This window comes from Flavobacteriales bacterium, from assembly GCA_026129465.1.
Taxonomy (GTDB): Bacteria; Bacteroidota; Bacteroidia; order Flavobacteriales_F; family PHOS-HE28; genus PHOS-HE28.
Genome location: JAHCIA010000001.1, coordinates 957,377 through 975,929, shown reverse-complemented (window position 1 = coordinate 975,929; position 18,553 = coordinate 957,377). Strand labels below are relative to the sequence as shown.

The 18,553-nt window shown below is 64.6% G+C and carries 13 protein-coding genes; 4 read left to right on the top strand and 9 right to left on the bottom strand.

From position 1 onward, the window contains the following. Positions 1 to 12 precede the first annotated feature (12 nt). Positions 13 to 240: a hypothetical protein gene (locus KIT10_04070; GenBank protein ID MCW5898427.1), complete on the bottom strand. Its 228-nt coding sequence runs from the start codon at positions 238 to 240 to the stop codon at positions 13 to 15. Next, on the bottom strand, positions 218 to 1,975 hold the full coding sequence (locus KIT10_04065) for a T9SS type A sorting domain-containing protein (protein ID MCW5898426.1): 1,758 nt from the start codon (positions 1,973 to 1,975) through the stop codon (positions 218 to 220). Before KIT10_04065 ends, KIT10_04070 begins: the two co-directional genes overlap by 23 nt. Positions 1,976 to 2,306: 331 nt before the next feature. Between KIT10_04065 and fabG the strand changes: the two genes are divergently transcribed. The 3 genes from fabG to KIT10_04050 all read left to right on the top strand — a co-directional run bounded on the left by fabG (position 2,307) and on the right by KIT10_04050 (position 5,982). Further along, complete coding sequence (gene fabG, locus KIT10_04060) at positions 2,307 to 3,056, top strand: 3-oxoacyl-[acyl-carrier-protein] reductase (GenBank protein ID MCW5898425.1); 750 nt, start codon at positions 2,307 to 2,309, stop codon at positions 3,054 to 3,056. A gap of 158 nt (positions 3,057 to 3,214) precedes the next feature. Further along, positions 3,215 to 5,299, top strand: coding sequence for a VWA domain-containing protein (locus KIT10_04055; protein MCW5898424.1), 2,085 nt, complete (start codon positions 3,215 to 3,217; stop codon positions 5,297 to 5,299). 20 nt (positions 5,300 to 5,319) lie between these two features. Continuing rightward, entirely contained in the window at positions 5,320 to 5,982 is a 663-nt protein-coding gene (locus tag KIT10_04050; GenBank protein MCW5898423.1) for a YdcF family protein, read from the top strand. A gap of 7 nt (positions 5,983 to 5,989) precedes the next feature. Here the strand turns inward: KIT10_04050 and KIT10_04045 are convergent, their stop codons facing one another. The 7 genes from KIT10_04045 to KIT10_04015 all read right to left on the bottom strand — a co-directional run bounded on the left by KIT10_04045 (position 5,990) and on the right by KIT10_04015 (position 15,985). Further along, positions 5,990 to 7,888 carry a T9SS type A sorting domain-containing protein gene (locus KIT10_04045; GenBank protein MCW5898422.1) on the bottom strand — a complete coding sequence of 633 codons (1,899 nt, stop codon included), beginning with the start codon at positions 7,886 to 7,888 and terminating at the stop codon, positions 5,990 to 5,992. A gap of 118 nt (positions 7,889 to 8,006) precedes the next feature. Then, positions 8,007 to 9,584, bottom strand: a complete 1,578-nt coding sequence (locus KIT10_04040; GenBank protein ID MCW5898421.1) for a trypsin-like peptidase domain-containing protein — start codon at positions 9,582 to 9,584, stop codon at positions 8,007 to 8,009. 94 nt (positions 9,585 to 9,678) lie between these two features. Further along, entirely contained in the window at positions 9,679 to 11,730 is a 2,052-nt protein-coding gene (gene uvrB / locus KIT10_04035) for an excinuclease ABC subunit UvrB (protein ID MCW5898420.1), read from the bottom strand. A gap of 39 nt (positions 11,731 to 11,769) precedes the next feature. Continuing rightward, positions 11,770 to 12,492, bottom strand: a complete 723-nt coding sequence (locus tag KIT10_04030; protein ID MCW5898419.1) for a class I SAM-dependent methyltransferase — start codon at positions 12,490 to 12,492, stop codon at positions 11,770 to 11,772. 219 nt (positions 12,493 to 12,711) lie between these two features. Next, complete coding sequence (locus KIT10_04025; protein ID MCW5898418.1) at positions 12,712 to 13,626, bottom strand: hypothetical protein; 915 nt, start codon at positions 13,624 to 13,626, stop codon at positions 12,712 to 12,714. A 28-nt stretch (positions 13,627 to 13,654) separates the two neighbouring features. Beyond that, positions 13,655 to 14,443, bottom strand: coding sequence for a DUF4846 domain-containing protein (locus KIT10_04020; protein ID MCW5898417.1), 789 nt, complete (start codon positions 14,441 to 14,443; stop codon positions 13,655 to 13,657). A 69-nt stretch (positions 14,444 to 14,512) separates the two neighbouring features. Continuing rightward, positions 14,513 to 15,985, bottom strand: a complete 1,473-nt coding sequence (locus tag KIT10_04015; GenBank protein ID MCW5898416.1) for a TonB-dependent receptor — start codon at positions 15,983 to 15,985, stop codon at positions 14,513 to 14,515. A 104-nt stretch (positions 15,986 to 16,089) separates the two neighbouring features. Between KIT10_04015 and KIT10_04010 the strand changes: the two genes are divergently transcribed. Beyond that, positions 16,090 to 18,510: a TonB-dependent receptor gene (locus KIT10_04010; GenBank protein MCW5898415.1), complete on the top strand. Its 2,421-nt coding sequence runs from the start codon at positions 16,090 to 16,092 to the stop codon at positions 18,508 to 18,510. Positions 18,511 to 18,553: the final 43 nt, after the last annotated feature.

The following is an 18,553-nucleotide window of genomic DNA, read 5'->3' as shown; positions in this document are numbered from 1 at the left end:
GGTCGCTTGGCGCTATGGTTCGCGGGGCCGATCGCGTTCCCGCTGCTTCTCCTCCTTAAGGCTGTCGATACGGTCCTGGTCGGGCGCATGGTGGTGCGGGGCCTCCTGCCGGATGCCCCTCCCATCCCGAGCGCGCGGGACCTCACCGCCGTCGTCGTGCTTCGCCCGCTTGCCCGGGCCGCAGGTCAGCAGCAGAAGACCGGCACTCAACAACAGGCTATTGCACAACGATCGTTTCATGGCCGATGATGGTGTTGGTGCCGCGGACCACAAGCTGATAGGTGCCGCTGGTGAGCGCGCCGCGGTTGAAGGTGAGCAGGTACTCCCCGGGTTTGCGGGTATCCTCGTGCAACAGTTTCACCATCGCTCCCCGGGCATCGATGATCTCCACTCGCAAGGCGGTGGTCTCTTGCAGCATGAATCGTAGTTGGAAGTGGTCGGTCACCGGGTTGGGGAACACACGCATCCCCGGCCCCGAACCGGTCTCTTCGATGCCGACATTGCCGATGGAACCGATCTCGGCCACCCAGGTCTTCCACGTGTTGTTGAGCGATCCCTGCGCGTGGGCACCGTAGCAGGCCGCCATCCAGACCTTCGGTGTAGGCGCATTGTGTCTTCGTGCCATGCCGGTATAGTCCCCCCAGCGTTCAATATTGCCTTGTTGGAAGTTCACGAAGGTTTCGCCCTGCTTCACCAGGACCCCGTTGCTGAAGGTGAGGTTCTGATCGCAGTAGACCACCCTGGCTTCAGGATAGAGCGACGGTGAACTTCGGACATAGGCCATCATCACACCCGGATCGCTCGCATCGTTGCTGAAGGCCGCCAGGGCCGGGTAGGCCAGGTCGCTTGTGCCTTGGTTCCCCCAGTTGGCCGTTTGCGTCTGCAGGTCGTTCACGTTGGTGCGCCCGTACCGGATGCCGTTCCACGTACCTCCGATATCCGCGTGATGCACGAAGTGGATGCGGTCGCCGAGAAAGAAGGCGGCCAGGATGCGTGAGTCGCCGGTGTCCAGCAGGTCGTTGGTCCCCATCTGGTTGGCGTTGGCCCCTGGCGCATAGGCGGGTACCGGGCTGGTGTAGGCGTTCATTTGCGGGTTGGAACCCACCGCATTGGTGATCTGCCAGATGCGGATCGTACTGGCGCCCCCAGCGCTGCTGCTCACGAACAGCATGCCAGGTCCGGAGTTGCCCTGGTGCCCCCAACCGGCCGGCTGCAGGGTGAAGGCCGCGTAGGGTTGGCCGCTCAGGTTCGACCAGTACAGATAGTTCAGCGACTGGCCGACGTAGCCCTGCGCCTTGGCCACTTGGAATACCAGGGCCTGGTTGAACTGGTTGTTCCCGCTAGTGAACATGTTGCCGGTGATGAAGACATCATGTGTGGAAACACCCAGCCCGGGGTAGTCGAACCAGGTATTGTTCTGCAGCACGTTGCCCGGAAGACTGTAGACCCACCATCCAATGGTCGGATTGTTGCTCTGGGAGAAGCACAACAGCACGATGGAGTTCGCCGCGGTGCTTCCATGCAGGACCGTCATGATGAAACGATCGGCCTGGCTGTCGTAGACCACCTTGGGGTCGTAGATGTTCGCGTTGAGCTGCGGATCATTGAAGAAGTCGTGCCAGGCGTAGTACTGGAGCACGGTCCCCGAGGTGTTCATGTAGAGCACCTCGTCGTTGTTGGCGGTGACGATGGATCCGCCATTCGAGATGGCCATGGAATTGTCGGGAGGTGTCTGTGCCACGGACCAGTTCGCCTCGAAATTGGCCCCCACCAAGGGCTGAAGGCTTTTCGGTACACCGGCTTCCCCCTCGGGTACCGGCAGGTCGTTGCGCGACCTTTCCGCCTGCTTCGCGGCCTTGATCTCCGCCACTTCGGGCAGCCCATGGGTGAATGCTCCGACCCGTGAGACCTTCGCTGACCAGCGTATGGCGGGTTCACCCACGCCGGCCACACCCAGCGGTTCGGCCGTCAGCATCGCCGATCGTTCGGCATCGCCGGTCGGAAATGGCCTTTCGCCGGCCGGCGTTGGCAACAATGGCATGATGTGCTGTGCATCCATGGGGCCTGACAGGGCCAGGAGGCAGATGAAAGCCAGCGATCGTGTATGTCGTGTCGGTCGGGTCATGGCGGTCACGGTATGCGGGCGAACCTATTGTCCTGCCGATGCTCAGGAACCCCCATGAACATGTGGATCGCACCGCCACGAGGCATGCCCCACTCGATCCATTTCCCGGATGCGCCCGCTGCGAAGGAGCTGGAGATGCCGGTGTGAAGCGCGGCTCGTCCATCGCCGCTACCTTCGCCGCATGGCACTACTGAATGGCAAGACCGCCCTCGTCACCGGCGGCTCGCGCGGCATCGGCCGCGGCATCGTGGAACGTTTTCTCGAAGAGGGCGCCGACGTGGCCTTCACCTATGTGAGCAGCCCCGACAAGGCCGGCGCGCTGGCCGCGGAACTGGCGGCCAAGCATGGTCGCAGGGTGCTCGCCATCCAGAGCGACGCGGGCGACTTCGCCCAGGCCCAGAACGCGGTGGACCAGGTGGTGGCCGCATGGGAGCGGCTGGACGTGCTGGTGAACAATGCCGGCATCACCAAGGACCAACTGCTCATGCGCATGAGCGAGGCGGATTGGGATGCCGTGATGGCCACCAACCTGAAGAGCGTCTTCAATATGACCAAGGCGGTGATGCGCACCATGCTTAAACAACGCAGCGGCAGCATCATCAACATGAGCAGCGTGGTGGGGGTGAAGGGCAACGCCGGCCAGGCCAACTACGCCGCCAGCAAGGCGGGCATCATCGGCTTCACCAAGAGCGTGGCGCTGGAACTGGGCAGCCGCAACATCCGCAGCAACGCCATCGCGCCCGGTTTCATCGAAACGGAGATGACCGGCGCACTCGACCCCAAAGTGGTGGAGCAATGGCGCGAAGGCATCCCCCTGAAACGCGGCGGAACACCCACGGACGTGGCCAATGCCTGCGTCTTCCTCGGCAGCGACCTCAGCGCCTACATCACCGGCCAGACACTGCATGTGTGTGGCGGCATGTTGACCTGATGCTGCCATTGGATGCCGGGCAGTTGAGGGGCCGGATGTTGTTCCGTGAACGATCCCGCGCCGCTTGTCCACGTCGATAGCGGACCTTTGTCGCCCGTTCCGGCCCCCCGCATTCAACCTCCAGCCTCCAAGCCCTCAACCTTCAACCAAATAGACCAATGGACCTCACCACCGCCCACAGCCTCTGGCTGGCGCCGCTTTGTCTGGCGCTGGGCGTGGCCCTGGCATGGTGGCTGTATCGGCGCGCGGGAGCCAGGGATGGTTTTTCTCCGGGGCTGGCCCGCGGGTTGGCGGTGGTGCGCGCGTTGGCCATCGCGCTCATCGCCTTCTTCCTGTTGGAACCCATGGTGCGTACCATGCTTCGCGATGTGCGCAAGCCGGTGCTGGTGATCGCGCACGACGGTTCTTCCTCACTTCGCTTCGCCGGGGATACGACCCGTTTGCGCACCACCTACCGCAGTGCTTTGGAAGACCTGGCCGAGCGCCTTTCCGACCGTTTCCTCGTGCGCACCTTCACCTATGGCGACCACGTGCGCGAGGGTCTGTCCTTTGAACAGGGGGACGCGCTCACCGACATCAGCCAATTGCTGCGCGAAGCCTACGATCGTTTCAGCGGACCCGATCTGGGCGCCGTGGTGCTGACCGGCGATGGCATCCACAACCGGGGACGTGATCCGCGCCTGGAGGCAGCGCGCCTTGGTGTGCCCGTTTTCACCATCGCGCTGGGCGATACCACCGTGCGGCCGGACCTGCTGCTGAAGGACGTGGAGCACAACCGCATCAGCTATCTCGGCAATGACTTCCCCCTGCTGGCCCGCATCGAGGCGCGGCGGTTGGTGGGTGCTTCCACGCGCGTGACGGTCAGCAGCAGTGGCCGCGAGATCGCCTCGCAGGAGGTACGCATCACCGGTGATCCCTTCATCGCCGAGCTGCCCTTCACCATCCGCACGGAGAAACCCGGCCTGCAGCGCTACACGGTGACGGTGCGCCCGCTGGACCGGGAGGACACCGACCTGAACAACAGCATGGACGTGTACATCGACGTGCTGGACGACCGGCAGAAGATCCTGTTGCTTGGCGATGCGCCACATCCCGACCTGGGCGCCTTGCGGCTGGCGCTCGGTGGTATGGAGGGTTACGGTTCGGAGCTGCGTTTCGCGGCGGACTTCACCGGCAGCGCCGAGGCCTTCGATCTCATCGTGCTGCACCGGTTGCCATCGCCGAAGCACCCTGTCGAAGGGCTGCTCGCCCGGGCGCGCGAGAAGGGCATTCCGGTGCTGTTCATCCTGGGGCCGGGCATGGACCTCAACGCTTTCAATGCGCAGGGCGCCGGCATGCGCGTCATGGGCGGCCGCGCCGCGCACAGCGATGTGCATGCGCTGGTGGACCGCGGCGCCACGGCCTTCGCGCTGGACGAGGACCAGGTGCGGGCCTTCGAACGTTTCCCGCCGTTGCAGGCGCCTTTTGGCCAGTACGAACTGGGACGCTCCGCCACGGCCATGATGCGCCAACGGATCGGCGCGGTACGCACGGAGCAGCCCCTGCTCGTGGTGCAGCAGCAGGGCGAAAGGCGCACGGCGGTCTTCGCCGGGGAAGGTCTTTGGCGTTGGCGCTCGGCGGACCTGCAGCAGAACGGCTCGCATGTACGCTTCGACCGGCTCGTGCACAAACTCGCACAATACCTGGCGCTGAAGGCCGATCGGAGCCGCTTCCGCGTGGACCATGCGCCGGTATTCCTGGAGAATGAGCGGATCCTCATGCGGGCCGAACTCTATGATGCCACCTATGAGCTGGTGAACACGCCGGAGGCCGCGATCACGCTCACCGATGAGGACGGGCGCGACTACCCCTACGCCTTCCTCCGCGCAGGCAATGCCTATCGCCTGGATGCCGGCCGCCTTCCTCCTGGCCGCTATGCCTGGCAGGCGTCCGCCCCATTCGACGGACAACGCTTCACCGCGAAGGGCGAACTGCTTGTGAAGGGCCTGGTGGCGGAGCGACTCAATACAGCGGCCGACCATGGTCTGTTGGAGGACCTGGCGGTGCGCACCGGAGGAATGATGTTCGCGCCCGAGGCGATGGAAGCGCTGGAAGCGGCGATCAGGGAGCGTCCCGGGCTGGTGGCGCGTTCCTACGTGCAGGCCAGCTTCAGCGACCTCATCGGCCTGCGGTGGTTGTTCTTCGTGCTGCTGGGACTGCTCGCGTTGGAGTGGGTGCTTCGCCGCCGCCATGGCGCCTATTGAGGCCGTACTACATTTCCCATATGAAACATGATGGACCTGCCGGCCGCCTCAGCGGTCTGCGCGAGCGTTTCTCTGGCCGCTTGGTGCTATCGGTCATCGGCCTATTATTGTTGCTGACCACCTGCTGGCTGGTGCGGCGGCCTTTGTTGCGCGCGGTAGGCGACCACCTCATCACGCCCGACCCCCAGATGCGATGCGACGCCATCTATGTGCTGGGCGGATCGCCGTTGGAGCGTGGCCTTGCGGCGGCCCACCTGCTGGATCGCGGCCTGGCGCCAGTGGCCTACTGCACGGGCTCGAACATCCCCACCGTGCTGGAGGCGGCGGGCTTCACATGGAACGAGGCGGAGCTCAGCCGCATGGCCGCCCTCCGGGCCGGGGCGGACAGCGCCCGCGTGCAGCTGTTGCCAAGGGGCACCAGCACCTGGGAGGAATCCAACGCGATATTCCTGCATGCCTGGATGCTGGGGCACGACACCATCACCGTCGTGTCCACGGAGTTCCACCTCAGGCGGGTGCGGCGCGTTTTCCGCAAGCGCTTCGCGAAGGAAGGCATGACCGTGCTGTTGCATGGTGCCACCAGCGACCGTTACGATCACCGCCAATGGTGGCGTAGTGAGGAGGGCCTCCTGATGGTGAACAACGAGTACGTGAAGCTGGTGTACTACCTGCTTCGCTACTGAACGTCCGTCACCGGTCCAGCACCACGCGTTGCGCCACGCGGCCCTGCGCATGCATCGCGGTGAGGAGGTAGACCCCACGCGCCAGTCCGCGCAGATCCACCGTGGTCCATGGAGCGGCTTGTGGCAGCATCGTTTCGCGGACCAGACGGCCCGTGCCATCGGTCAGTTGCAGCGCCACCGGACCCTCCAGCCCGGCCAGCGTCACCGTCACCAGGCCATCGGTGGGATTGGGGTACACGCCCAGCGCGCCCATGCCCGCCACTTCCGGTACCGAGACCGCGCTGAGGCAGATCTCATCGATGTTCTGCAAGCCATACTGGCCGTCGCTCTGCGCATAGACGTGGCCCTCCTCGTTCACGATCACATATTCGCCCTGGCCACTGCTGCAGCAGATGCCATCGCCGAAAAGGTCGTTGATGGTGAAGGTGAAGCAACCGTTCGTCAGGCAGAAGGGGATCGTCATGGTCTGCCCGCTCTGGTTGTTGGCGTAGGGCCCGCCGCTGTATAGCAGGGTGCCGGCCTCCGAATGCAGCGTCCACGTGATATCCGATCCCCAATTGTCGGGAGTGAGCAGCAGGTCCATGTTCTCCGAAGGGAAGCTCATGAAGAACTCCTTGCTCCACGTGTCATTGTCCGGCACCTGGTCGGGGAGACCGTTGGGGGAATTGCTGGAGACGGTGAGTAGATTCTCGGCGGATGGCACCGTGTAGGGTGGCAGGTCGTGGTTGTAGGTCTGGCCCGGCAGGAGTGAGCCGTTCCAGACATCCAGGGCCGGTGCCTGGCCGCCAATGCCATAGATCACGATCACGGAGGTGATCACCGTGGTGCCGTTGTTCTTGATGGTGACACGGGGCGCGATATGGTCCTCACCGCAGACCAGATCGGGAAGGTCCACGATGGAGGTGATGGCCGCATCCAGGTCGGGCACGGGCGGCGTCACCAGATCGTTGTAGGCGTCCGTGCATTCGCTGGTCCAGGCCGTGGTGCAACATCCCGGATAGGCCGCGATCACCAGCAGGTATTCCGCGCTCGCCACATCCACTTCGGCCGGTGGGACCACCGCGCATTCCACAGGCGTGGTGCCGCCGAAACCTTCGTAGGCGGTCTGGCAGATGGCGTCCCACTCCACCTCGCAGCAGTAGGGGTCTTCCAGGATGGTGAGCAGGTAGGCCTGGCTGTTGGTGTCCACCGTGGAAGGTGGCACGGCGGGGCATCCGCCTGTGAGCAGATCGTAGGCTTCCTGGCACATGTCATCCCAATCGTCGAAACAGCAGAAGGGGTCCTGCGCGATGACGATCTGGTATTCGATGCTCAGGATGTCCACTTCGGGTGGAGGGGTCACGGTGCAACCGGCACCCTTGGGCGCGCCGTCCTCCTGTTCCGTCATCGCACGTCCGGGGCCGTTGTTGGCGTCCAGCAGGTGCACCGCTCCGATGCGGATCGCTCCTTCGCCCTGCACCTCCAGGGGCTCATAGTACTCCACGGTGATGCGGTTACCCGGCAGCCGCGGTGTGCGCAAGATGGGAGCACCATCCAAGCTGGCCGTCATGTAGGCGCCAAGTTGTTGGCCGGCTTCATTGTAGAGGAAGACAAGACCGCCATAGGGCACCTCGAAGGCATCGAAGGAGATGCCCAGCGCCACGGCACCTGGTGCATGCAGCGAGAGCCGCCAAAGCCGATCGCCGTTGGGCATGGTATGCTCGATCGCCTCGGTCAAAAGGTCCAGTGACAGGGCGCGCGTGTGGCCGCTGGTGGGCTGGTCCACGGTCACCACGGGTGGCGCGGGCAGGCCGGTCAAATGGGGCATCAGGCCGAAGGGCTGGCCGCCAAAGGCCTGCTGGGCCATGGTGGTGGTGCAGGGAAGCGCGAAGGCCGCGATCGCCAGGTTGCGCAACGTGCGGTGCATGGGGTTCGGTTTGTGGCGTGAAGATAGGCGGGCACCTCGGCCCGGGCCGGAAGTGGGACGGCACCTGCCCGGGCTTCGTTGCCCTGGACAGGTGCCGTTCACATCATTCTTTGCTCGCTCAGCGCTCGATCACCAGGCGCTGCGTGACGCTGAGGCCACCCTGCCGGGTCTCCAACAGGTACAAGCCCGGCGCGTAGCTGCGCAGGTCCAGCGCCAGGCGGTCCAGCCCACCGGGCAGGTTGCGCTCCTGCAGCACGCGGCCCGTGGCATCGCGCACCAGCAGCACGCCCGCGGAGTTCAGCGGTTCGTCCCAGGCGAGAGTGACCAAGCCGTCCGTGGGGTTGGGTGCCAGCACCGGGCCGCCGTCCGTCCCGGCCAGGTCATCGATGCCCACGTTGATCGGGTAGCCCAACAGGGTGTTGCCGCAATTGCCCAGCCACTGCTGGAAGGAGGGGTAGCTCACGCTCAGCTTGCCGTAGTAGTCGTTCACGTTGTTGGCGCAGCTGGCCTGGCCGCCGTAGAGTTGGCCTACCAACAGACCCGCTTGGTTCCAAAGTCCGCTGCCACTGGAGCCGGGCTCTGTGGTGCCGCTCTCCCAGTTGAGGATGCGCCAGCACTGCGCACCGCCGAAGGTGGCCGTGACCGCGGCGTTGTTGTCGAAGCTGATCTTCTTCACGTCGCCGCTGGGGTGGTGGATGGCGATGGAGTTGGTGGGCGCCGTGCCACTCTTGTCCCAACCGCTGTAGAACACATTGTAACCGACGGGTACCGGGTTGTTGAAGCGGATCAGTGCCGCATCGGCATTGGCCACCTGGGCCAGCAGTTGGGAACCGCTCACCGTCTGGTTGGTGGGGCCGTTCTGCGAGGGGGTGCAGGCGGGGCTTTCCCAGTTGAAGCGGTACACCCAGTTGTTCACGTTCTGGTTGCTGGGCAGGCAGTGGCGCGCGGTGAGGAAGTAGGGCGTGGCGTCCTGCGCGCAATTGTTCACCATCTGTCCCGTGCAGATGCCACCACCGGCCACGATGATGGCCACCGAGCGGATCTGGTCGCGCCAGGGATCGCCCATCGGGCACTTCACGTTGTTGTTGCAGGCACCGCTGTCGCCGAAGCCCTTGGAGAGGCCGAAGACGTCGCGGTAGGCGTGCGTCACCTGGCCGATCATCAAACGGCCCTGGCCCGATACAGCAGCGGGCTCGATGTACTCGATGGTGATGGTCTCCCCCGGGATCGGCGTCACGCCCATGCTTTCCTGGCCGCCGGAACTGGCCATGGTGAAGGCGCCGAGCGTCTCGTATTCGTTGTACACGAACACCTCCGCACCTTCGGGCAGGAAGTAATCGTGGAACTCGAAGTTCACGCTCAAGGCACCCGGGCACTGGATCGCCAGCCGCCACACCCGGTCGCCATTGGGCATCGTGTGCCAGGCGCCGCTGTTCTCCACGGAAAGCTCCACTTGATGGTCGAATCCGAAGCGGTAAGGACCCTTGATGCCTTGGGCGATGCGGGCCTCGTCCTCGGCCAGCAACGCGTCCACATCCACGGCGGGCATCACCGCCAGGGGGGCATCCGGGAGTTGGGCGCCGACGCGCTCCACTGCGGGAATGCCACCGAAAGATTCCTGCGCGAAGGCATGCAGGGTGAAGGGAAGCACGAGCCCGAGGGCCAGGAGGCGGGAAAAGGGTAGGGTTTTCATCATCGTTCTGGGTCTTGAAGGTTCAGGTCGCCGGCCTTGCAGGTGGCCCGGGCACGGAGCCAAGATAGATCCTGTGGGAACAGGGGCCGCGCCGCGATCAGGGCTGTTCCTTGGAGACCTTCTGTCTTTCCTCCAGCAGCTTGCGCATGGCGAAGAGCTCGTCTCGCAATTGCGCCGCGGCGATGAAGTCCAGTTCCCTGGCGGCCTTGCGCATCTGGCTCTCCAACAACTGCACATTCTTCTCCAACTGGTCGGCGGTCATGTAGGCCATCACCGGATCGGCCGCCAGGCTCAGTTCCTCGGGCTCCACATAATAGGCGCGCTTCTTCTCCGTGTCGTGGATGTCGATCACGGCGGTCTGCTTCATCACATCGCCCCGGTCGCGGCGTATCTGCGTGGGGGTGATGCCATGCTCGGCGTTGTAGGCCAGTTGCTTGGCGCGGCGCCGCTCGGTCTCGTCGATGGTCTGCCGCATGCTTTCGGTGACCTTGTCGGCGTAGAAGATCACCAGGCCGTTCACGTTGCGGGCCGCGCGGCCGGCGGTCTGGGTCAATGACCGGCCGCTGCGCAAAAAGCCCTCCTTGTCGGCGTCCAGCACGGCCACCAGGCTCACCTCGGGCAGGTCCAGCCCTTCGCGCAGCAGGTTCACGCCCACCAGCACGTCGATCATGCCCAGCCGCAACTGGCGAAGGATCTCGATGCGCTCCAGGGTCTCCACGTCGCTGTGGATGTACTTGCACTTCACGCCGTTCTTCTTCAGGAACTCGTCGAGCTCCTCGGCCATGCGCTTGGTGAGGGTGGTCACCAGCACGCGTTCGTCGCGCTTGGCCCGGTGGCGGATCTCGTCCAGCAGGTCGTCGATCTGGTCGTGGCTGGGGCGCACTTCGATCGGTGGGTCCAACAGGCCGGTGGGGCGCACCACCTGTTCCACCACCACGCCCTCGCTGCGCTCCAGCTCATAGTCGGCCGGGGTGGCGCTCACGAAGATCACCTGGCCGAACATGCCCTCGAATTCCTCGAATTTCAGCGGCCGGTTGTCCATGGCGCTGGGCAGGCGGAAGCCATACTCCACCAGGTTCCGCTTGCGACTCCTGTCCCCGCCGTACATGGCGTTCACCTGGCTCACCGTCACGTGGCTCTCGTCGATCACCATCAGGTAGTCGTCCGGGAAGTAGTCCAGCAAACAAAAGGGGCGCTGTCCGGTCTGGCGCTGGTCGAAATAGCGGCTGTAGTTCTCGATGCCGCTGCAGTAGCCCAGTTCGCGCATCATCTCCAGATCGTACAGCACGCGCTCCTCCAGCCGTTTCGCTTCCAGGTGCTTGCCGATCTCCTTGAAGAAGGCCACCTGCTTCTCCATGTCCTCCCGGATGGCATCCAGCGCGGCGTTCATCGTGTCCTTGCTGGTCACGAAGATGTTCGCCGGGTAGATCGTCACCTGCTCCTCCACCTCGATGGTGCGCGTGTCGGGGATCCCGAAGCGTTCCATGCGTTCGATCTCGTCGCCCCAGAAATGGATGCGGATGCCCTCGTCGGCATTGGCCAGATACACCTCCACCACATCGCCGCGCACGCGGAAGTGGCCGCGCGCCGGGTCCTGGTCGCGGCGGCTGTACAGCGCGGTGACCAACTGGTGCAACAGCATGTTGCGCGTGATCCGCTGGCCCACCCGCAGTTCCACCATGGTCTTGTGGAACTCCACCGGGTTGCCGATGCCGTAGATGCAACTCACACTGGCCACCACGATCACGTTGCGGCGACCGCTGAGCAAGGCACCGGTGGCGCTCAATCGCAGCTTCTCGATCTCGTCGTTGATCGAGAGGTCCTTCTCGATGTAGGTGTTCGTCGTGGGCAGGTAGGCCTCCGGCTGGTAGTAGTCGTAGTAGCTCACGAAGTACTCCACCCGGTCGTGCGGGAAGAAGTGCTTGAACTCCCCGTAGAGCTGCGCCGCCAGGGTCTTGTTGTGGCTCAGCACCAGCGTGGGTCTGTCCACCTGGGCGATGACGTTGGCCACCGTGAAGGTCTTGCCGCTGCCGGTGACGCCCAGCAGGGTCTGCGCGGGCACCCCTTCGTTGAGCCCCTCCACCAACTGGCGGATGGCCTCGGGCTGGTCGCCCGTGGGGGTGAATTCGGAAACGAGCTGGAAAGGCATGGGAAAGGAGTGCGAAAGTACCGTGGGTGCCGCCCGCGCTTACACACGCTCCACCAGCAGCACGTTGTTCAGGTAGTAGTCCCGGTTCTTCGGCAGAACTGCGCCGGTCATCAGCCCCAGCAGCGTCCATGGCGTGATCAGCAGCGGGTTCAGCAGGATGCGCAGGAAGGGGCGCTTGGGCAGGATGTGCTGGAAGAGGTAGGCGATCCACAGCTGGGTCACCGTGGACACATAATGGCCGTTCTTGCCGGCCTCGATCACGCGGAAGCCGTGGCGCTGCAGGATGGCGTCCCACGCGAAGCAGGTGTAGCGGGCGAAGTCATATGGCTTCTCGTGTTCGTCCCATCCGAAGGGTGCGGTGATGAGCATGCGCGCGCCGGGCTTCATCACCCGGTGCAATTCGGCCATGATCTCGTCGAGGTTGAAGACGTGCTCGAAGACTTCCGAAGCGAGCACGGCATCGAAATGCGCATCGGGGAAGGGGATGTGGCGGCCGTCGTAGTACACGTCCACCTCGCTGCCTTCGGTGCCGTGCCCGCTCACGGCCAGGTCCACGCCGATGTACTCGTCCACCTGGAAGAGATCGCGGTAGGGCTTTTCGCCACAGCCGAAATCCAACATGCGGCCCTTCAGCGCGGGCGCGTGGTGCCTGATGCCGCGGAAAAGACCGCGGCGGATGATGAAGAAGGGATTGATGAAGAACCCGAGCAGGCCCGGCCGGAAGAGTTCCTGGGCGTAAAGTGCTATCAGGCGCTGCTTCATGGGCCGCCGAAGGTACAGGGTGGAGGTGTGCGGGTCCAGCGGTTCTCAGCCCCACACGGACTTTGCGCCTGAAGCCATTTCACCATGGATGGACGGAAATGAACGGCGATGTCCTGCGTTCTCCGTCATCTATTGGAAGTGCATCCACGTTCATCACCGTCCATTTCCGGTCAGGAGCTCCGATCATTCCAACGTCCATCCCTTGGCCCTGTTACACCATTACGCCCATGCGATGATGCGGCGATCGTCACTGGCGGTCAGCAGCAAGCCATCGGCCCAGCGCACATCGTTCACGCTGTGGGTATGTCCGCCCGCTTGCCGGTCCAGCCGGGCGATGGGATCCAGTGTGCGGGCGTCCCACACCTTGGCGGTCTTGTCGCGGCTGGCCGTGGCGATGCGTTCGCCGGCGGGGGCGAAGGCGATGCGGTAGATGCCGCCCTGGTGAGCCGGGAAAGCATGCAGGGCCGTGAAGCCCGCATCGGATCGCCACAGCCGCAGGTGGCCATCCTTGCCACCGCTCAGCAGCACAGGTTTGGCCGGGTGGAAGCACAAGCTGGTGGCACCGGCCTGGAGGTCGCTTCCAACGGGTGCGGGATGGGCGACGATGGTATGCACCTCATTGAACAGCGTGGTATCGAACAGGCGCACGCTGCCATCGCCGCAGGCCACGGCCAATGAAGCGCCGTCGGGTGAAAGCGCCAGGTCGCGGAGTTTCTGCTCCACCACGGGGATGGTGCGCAGGTGCTCCAAGCGTCCCGGCCCGCCCAAGGTCCAGACGCTCAGGTTCCCATCGCCGCCCGCGCAGGCCAGCCGGTCACCTGGCAAACGCAGCATGCGGAAGATGCCACGGCGATGCGCTTCGAAAAGCCGGATCTCACGCACCTGGGACAGGTCCGTCACATGCAGCGCGCCGCCTTCCGTGCCGATCAGCAGAAGTCCTTCATGTTGGAGCAGCAGCAGGCTGAACACGGCGTGGGTCACGTTGGCCAGCACCTCGCCCGCATCGGGTTCGCCGACGCGCCATCGCACCACCAATCCATCGCCGCTGCCACTGAGGAAGGTGGCCGCCTCCGCACCGGTGGCCAAAGCATACACCGGCCCCCGGTGACCATCATGGATGTGGATCGCTCGCATGGCGTGGCGAAGATCGCCATGCGAGCGATCAAGGCGCTGCCCAACGCCGCCGGTCGCTCCAAAGGAAAGTCCATTCCGGCGTGACGAGTCGCTCGCCTTCGTCCAGCATATACCAGGCGCCGGTTCCGCGCGGGTCGCGCAGCACATGGAAGTCCTGTGCGGGCATGTAGCTCTGGCCGAGGAGGAAAGCGGTGCGGCCATCCGCATGGCGGGCCACATCCAGCACCAGCACCGCATGGCCGGGGCTGCCGCCCTGGATGAAGACATCGCCCGCTTCCAAGGGCACGTGGGCGGCGGCCTTCAGTTCGCGGTGCAGGCTCAGCGTGCCGGCATAGGTGAACACGAAGTCGAGGTAGCGCAGCAGTTGGGTGTGCGAAGCGTCCGCGGTACCGCCCGCGACCCAGGTGCATTGGTTCCCTTGCACCCGCACGCGATCCCCTTGCTTCCAGCGCGGCCAGGGTACCCGGAAGCCGTTGGTGAGATCAAAGGCGATGTCCTGCTCACGCCCGTTGGCGAAGAGGTATTCGGCCCGAAGGCGGATGACGGCGTCGGCGCATTGCTGCAGGTCCTTGGTGCCCACGCTCAGGTCCACCACGGCGACGTGCACGTCCTGCCGCGCCTTGGGCCGGCCATTGTGCAGCAGCACGGGCGTGCCCTGCGGGCGTAGCGGAAGCTGGCGCAGGTAGTTGGCGAAGGAAGCCTGATCGGCGGCGGCGCGCACAAAGCCCTGTGGTGGCGGAAAGCGATCGGCCAGCCCTTGGGCCGCCAGGGATCCGGTGCCGATCAGAAGTGCGGGCAGCAGGCTGCGGATGCGCATCGGACAAGGAATGCGGGGTCCGCTGGAAGTAACGTGGGGGAACGCGCCGATGGTGCGCGATGGCCGTTGTCAGGCCTTCGCCGCCTCCTTCTCCTGGCGCGCCAGCTTGTCCTGCTGCGTGGGCTGGTAGCCGAAGAGGCGGTTGTCCTTGATCATGTTGTCCACATAGGGCGGCACCATGTCCTCCCAGCCGGCCTCGCCGTTGCGGATCATGGTCAGCACCTGCTTGCTGAAGATGTGCAGCACCTGGGGGTCGTAGCTGTCGATGTCGGTGATGCGCTTGTTGAAGAGCAGGTAGTCGTACAGCGGCTTCAGGCGCGGATGCACCGGCATGCTCGCCGTGGTCATGATCTCGCCGTGTTCCTCCGCAAGGCTGGGGTAGACGTAGATCTTCAGGTCGCGAGTGAAGAGGATGCCGAAGGCCTCCAGCATGCCGCCGTTCAGGTGGCGGTAGTAGCGCTCGTCGAACACGTCGATCAGGTTGTTCACGCCCATTATCAGGCCCATGCGCGCCTTGGTGTAGCGGCTGAAGTACTCCACCAGCTTGTAGTACTCCTGGTAGTTGCTGATGAGCACGGTCTGCCCCAGCGAACAGAGTATGTCGGCGCGGTCGATGAAGTCCTTCTCGTCCACGTCGCCGGTGTCGGAGCGCAGGTTGTTCAACGTGATCTCGAAGAGCACCTGCATGTTCTGGCGGTCCACGCGATGTTCCTTGATGAACATGTTGTAGCCGTTCATGATCATGTCGATGTTCACCTTCGTCACGGGCCTGAAGCTGCCGCGGATGGCGAGGATGTTCTTGCGGTAGAGGGCTTCGCTGGCCTGCAGGTTCTGGCCGTCGGGGCCGAAGATCACCGCGTCGGTATAGCCGCGTTTCACCAGTTGCAGGCTCAGCAGGCGGTTGTCCACCTGCTCGAAGTCCGGCCCGTTCATCTGGATCATGTCCACCTCCACCACGTGTCGGCTCACGTTGTCGTACAGCCCGGTCATGATCTCGTCCGGGTTGTCGTGGTGCATCAGGCAGCCGTAGAGCAGGTTCACGCCCATGATGCCGATGTTCTCCTGTTGCAGGGAGATGTCGGGATCGTGCAGGCGGATGTGGATGATGACGTCGTTGGTGGGCTTGTCCGGCGCCGTCTGGAAGCGCACCCCCAGCCAGCCATGGCCGCTGTGCTTTCGCTCGAAGGTGCTGGTGGCCACCGTGTTGGCGAAGGAGAAGAACTTCTTCTCGGGGTGGTCGGCGCGGCTGAGGCGTTCCACGATGAGGCCGTACTCGTGCCGCAGCATGTTCTGCAGGCGGCTTTCGCAAACAAAGCGGTTGCCCGGCTCGGGGCCGTAGATGGCATTGCTGAAGTCCTTGTCGTAGGCGCTCATCGCCTTGGCGATGGTCTGCGACGCCCAGCCCGAGCGGAAGAAGTGGCGCACGGTCTCCTGCCCGGCGCCGATCTCGGCGAAGGTGCCATAGAGGTGCGGGTCGCGGTTGATGCGCCGGGCCTTGTGGGCCGGGCTCAGCTGGATGCGTTCGGGGTCCTGGACGATCATCGTGAGCAGCGGGGACCGCAAAGTTAGCGGACCGGGCATCGCCGGGGGCAACATTGGTCATGGAATGGCGGTGCTGCGCGATCGCCGTTCCTTCGCGATCGGCCATGCGCTCCCTCCGATCGTCCTGCATCGCGGTACTCGCTCTATGGGTTCCCCAGGCCGTGGCGCAGACCATCACCGTGGTGGATGCGGTCACCCGCGCTCCGTTGGAGGCCGCCACGCTTCACCATCCCACCGGCGGTGTTTCGGCCATCACGGACGCCAAGGGGCGCACAGCTTTCGCACCCTTCGCCTCGGCGGACAGCATCCATTTCCGCATGATCGGCTATCGCCCCCAGGTGCTTGCTCCCGCACAGGTGATCGCCGCCGCGTACCGCGTGGCTCTGGAGCGGCAGCCCTTCGCACTGGAGGAGTTCGTGGTGAGCGCCCACCGCTGGGAGCAGGACGCCACGCGCGTTCCACGCCAGGTGAGTGTGATGCGGCCGCGCGATGTGGCCTTCAACAACCCCGGTACAGCGGCCGACCTGCTCGAAAGCAGTGGCGAGGTCTTCATGCAACGCAGCCAACTGGGTGGCGGAAGCCCCATGCTGCGGGGCTTCGCGGCCAACCGCGTGCTGATCGTGGTGGACGGCGTGCGCATGAACAACGCCATATACCGAGGCGGCAACCTGCAGAACGTGATCGGCGTGGACGCCAGTGCACTGGAACGCGCCGAGGTGCTGCACGGCCCCGGCGCCATGACCTACGGCAGCGATGCCATCGGGGGTGTGATGGACTTCCACCTGCTGCGACCGCGGTTCTCCCAGGATACCACCAAGTTGGCACGGGGCGGCGCCATGATGCGCTACGGCAGTGCGGCCCATGAAAGGTCGGCCCACCTGCACTATGGCCTCGGTGGCCGGCGTATCGCTTTCGTGGCCAGCGGCTCGCTGAGCGGATTCGGCGACCTGCGCACGGGCAGCCATGGCCCGGACGACTACCTGCGCCCGTGGTATGTGGAACGCGTGGATGGCCGTGACAGCATGGTCGTCAACAGCGATCCCAGGGTCCAGGTGGGCAGCGCGTATACCAATGCCATGGCGATGGCCAAGCTGGCATGGCGGCCAGCAAGCGCATGGGAGATCGGTCTCAACGGCTACTACAGCACCACCAGCGACATTCCGCGCTACGACCGTCTGATCGAATTACGGCCCAACGGACTTCCCCGCAGCGCGGAATGGTACTACGGCCCGCAGACCTGGATGATGGCCGCCTTGGATGTGCGCCACAAGGCCGGGGGTGCCGCTTACGACGAGGCCCGATTGCGCATCGCCTGGCAGGACCACACCGAAAGCCGCCACGACCGCAACTTCGGCATCGACCGTCTTCGTGTCCAGCAGGAGAATGTCCAGGGACTCTGGACCAACCTGGATGCGGAGAAGAGCTTCGGCACGCGCACCGTGCTACTGTATGGTGCAGAGACGGTCCACAACATGGTCGGGAGCACAGGTTTCTACGACGGCATCGTCACCGGTGCGGAACTGCCGGTCAACAGCCGCTACCCGGATGGCTCCACCTGGTACACCGCATCAGCCTACGCGGGCGTGCTGCATGATCTGACGGAAGCGCTCAACCTTTCCGCCGGCCTGCGCTACAACATCGCCGGTCTGGATCTCACCTTCGACACCACCCTGTTCCCGTATCCCGTCAGAAGTGCAACCTTGGGCACCGGCGCCCTCACCGGCAACCTGGGCGCGGCCTACCGGCCGGGTGAAGGCTGGAAGCTCTCCGCCGATCTCTCCACCGGCTTCCGCGCGCCCAACATCGACGACATGGGAAAGGTGTTCGACAGTGCGCCGGGCATGGTGGTGGTGCCCGACCCGGACCTGCGTCCCGAGTACGCGTACAGCGGTGAGGTCGCCGTGGAACGCACCTTCGCCAGCCGTGCCAGGGTGCGTGTGGGCGGCTACGCGGTGTTGTTGGAGGATGCCATGGTGCGCAGGCCCTTCACGCTCGATGGCGCCGACAGCATCCTCTTCGACGGCGAGCCGAGCCGCGTGGAAGCCATCGTGAACGCCGCGCGGGCAAAGGTGTTCGGCGTGTTCATCGGTGCGGATGTCCGCATCGCGCGGGACTGGCTTTTCACCTTGCGCTACAACTGGCAGGATGGCGTGGAACAGGACGATGCCGGACCGGACGACGTACCGCTGCGCCACGCACCACCGTCCTTCGGCCGCGTGGGACTGGATCGGGAGCGCGGGCGTTGGCGGGTGCAAGGCCTGCTGCGTTTCAGCGGGGGCTTCACCTTCGATGATCTGCCACCCACCGAACAGGCCAAGTTCCCCATCTATGCGCGGGACGAACAAGGCCGTCCGCACGCACCCGCCTGGTATGCGGTGGACCTGCGGGGCCGCTATCTCATCACGCGCGGGTTCGAGATCACCGCCGGAGTGGAGAATATCACCGACCAGCGCTACCGGCCTTATTCCTCCGGCATCAGCGCGCCGGGCAGGAACGTGGTCGTGGCCTTGCGCTACGCCTTCTGACCGGTCCTTCGACCTTTCATAATCATCATTCCACCCTCTGCTT

Bases quoted from the DNA above. Each gene is read 5' to 3' on its own strand.
- KIT10_04045 (MCW5898422.1), bottom strand. From the start codon at position 7,888: ATGCACCGCACGTTGCGCAACCTGGCGATCGCGGCCTTCGCGCTTCCC.
- KIT10_04040 (MCW5898421.1), bottom strand. From the start codon at position 9,584: ATGATGAAAACCCTACCCTTTTCCCGCCTCCTGGCCCTCGGGCTCGTG.
- fabG (MCW5898425.1), top strand. From the start codon at position 2,307: ATGGCACTACTGAATGGCAAGACCGCCCTCGTCACCGGCGGCTCGCGC.
- KIT10_04030 (MCW5898419.1), bottom strand. From the start codon at position 12,492: ATGAAGCAGCGCCTGATAGCACTTTACGCCCAGGAACTCTTCCGGCCG.
- KIT10_04020 (MCW5898417.1), bottom strand. From the start codon at position 14,443: ATGCGCATCCGCAGCCTGCTGCCCGCACTTCTGATCGGCACCGGATCC.
- uvrB (MCW5898420.1), bottom strand. From the start codon at position 11,730: ATGCCTTTCCAGCTCGTTTCCGAATTCACCCCCACGGGCGACCAGCCC.
- KIT10_04065 (MCW5898426.1), bottom strand. From the start codon at position 1,975: ATGCTGACGGCCGAACCGCTGGGTGTGGCCGGCGTGGGTGAACCCGCC.
- KIT10_04015 (MCW5898416.1), bottom strand. From the start codon at position 15,985: ATGATCGTCCAGGACCCCGAACGCATCCAGCTGAGCCCGGCCCACAAG.
- KIT10_04055 (MCW5898424.1), top strand. From the start codon at position 3,215: ATGGACCTCACCACCGCCCACAGCCTCTGGCTGGCGCCGCTTTGTCTG.
- KIT10_04070 (MCW5898427.1), bottom strand. From the start codon at position 240: ATGAAACGATCGTTGTGCAATAGCCTGTTGTTGAGTGCCGGTCTTCTG.
- KIT10_04010 (MCW5898415.1), top strand. From the start codon at position 16,090: ATGCGCTCCCTCCGATCGTCCTGCATCGCGGTACTCGCTCTATGGGTT.
- KIT10_04025 (MCW5898418.1), bottom strand. From the start codon at position 13,626: ATGCGAGCGATCCACATCCATGATGGTCACCGGGGGCCGGTGTATGCT.
- KIT10_04050 (MCW5898423.1), top strand. From the start codon at position 5,320: ATGAAACATGATGGACCTGCCGGCCGCCTCAGCGGTCTGCGCGAGCGT.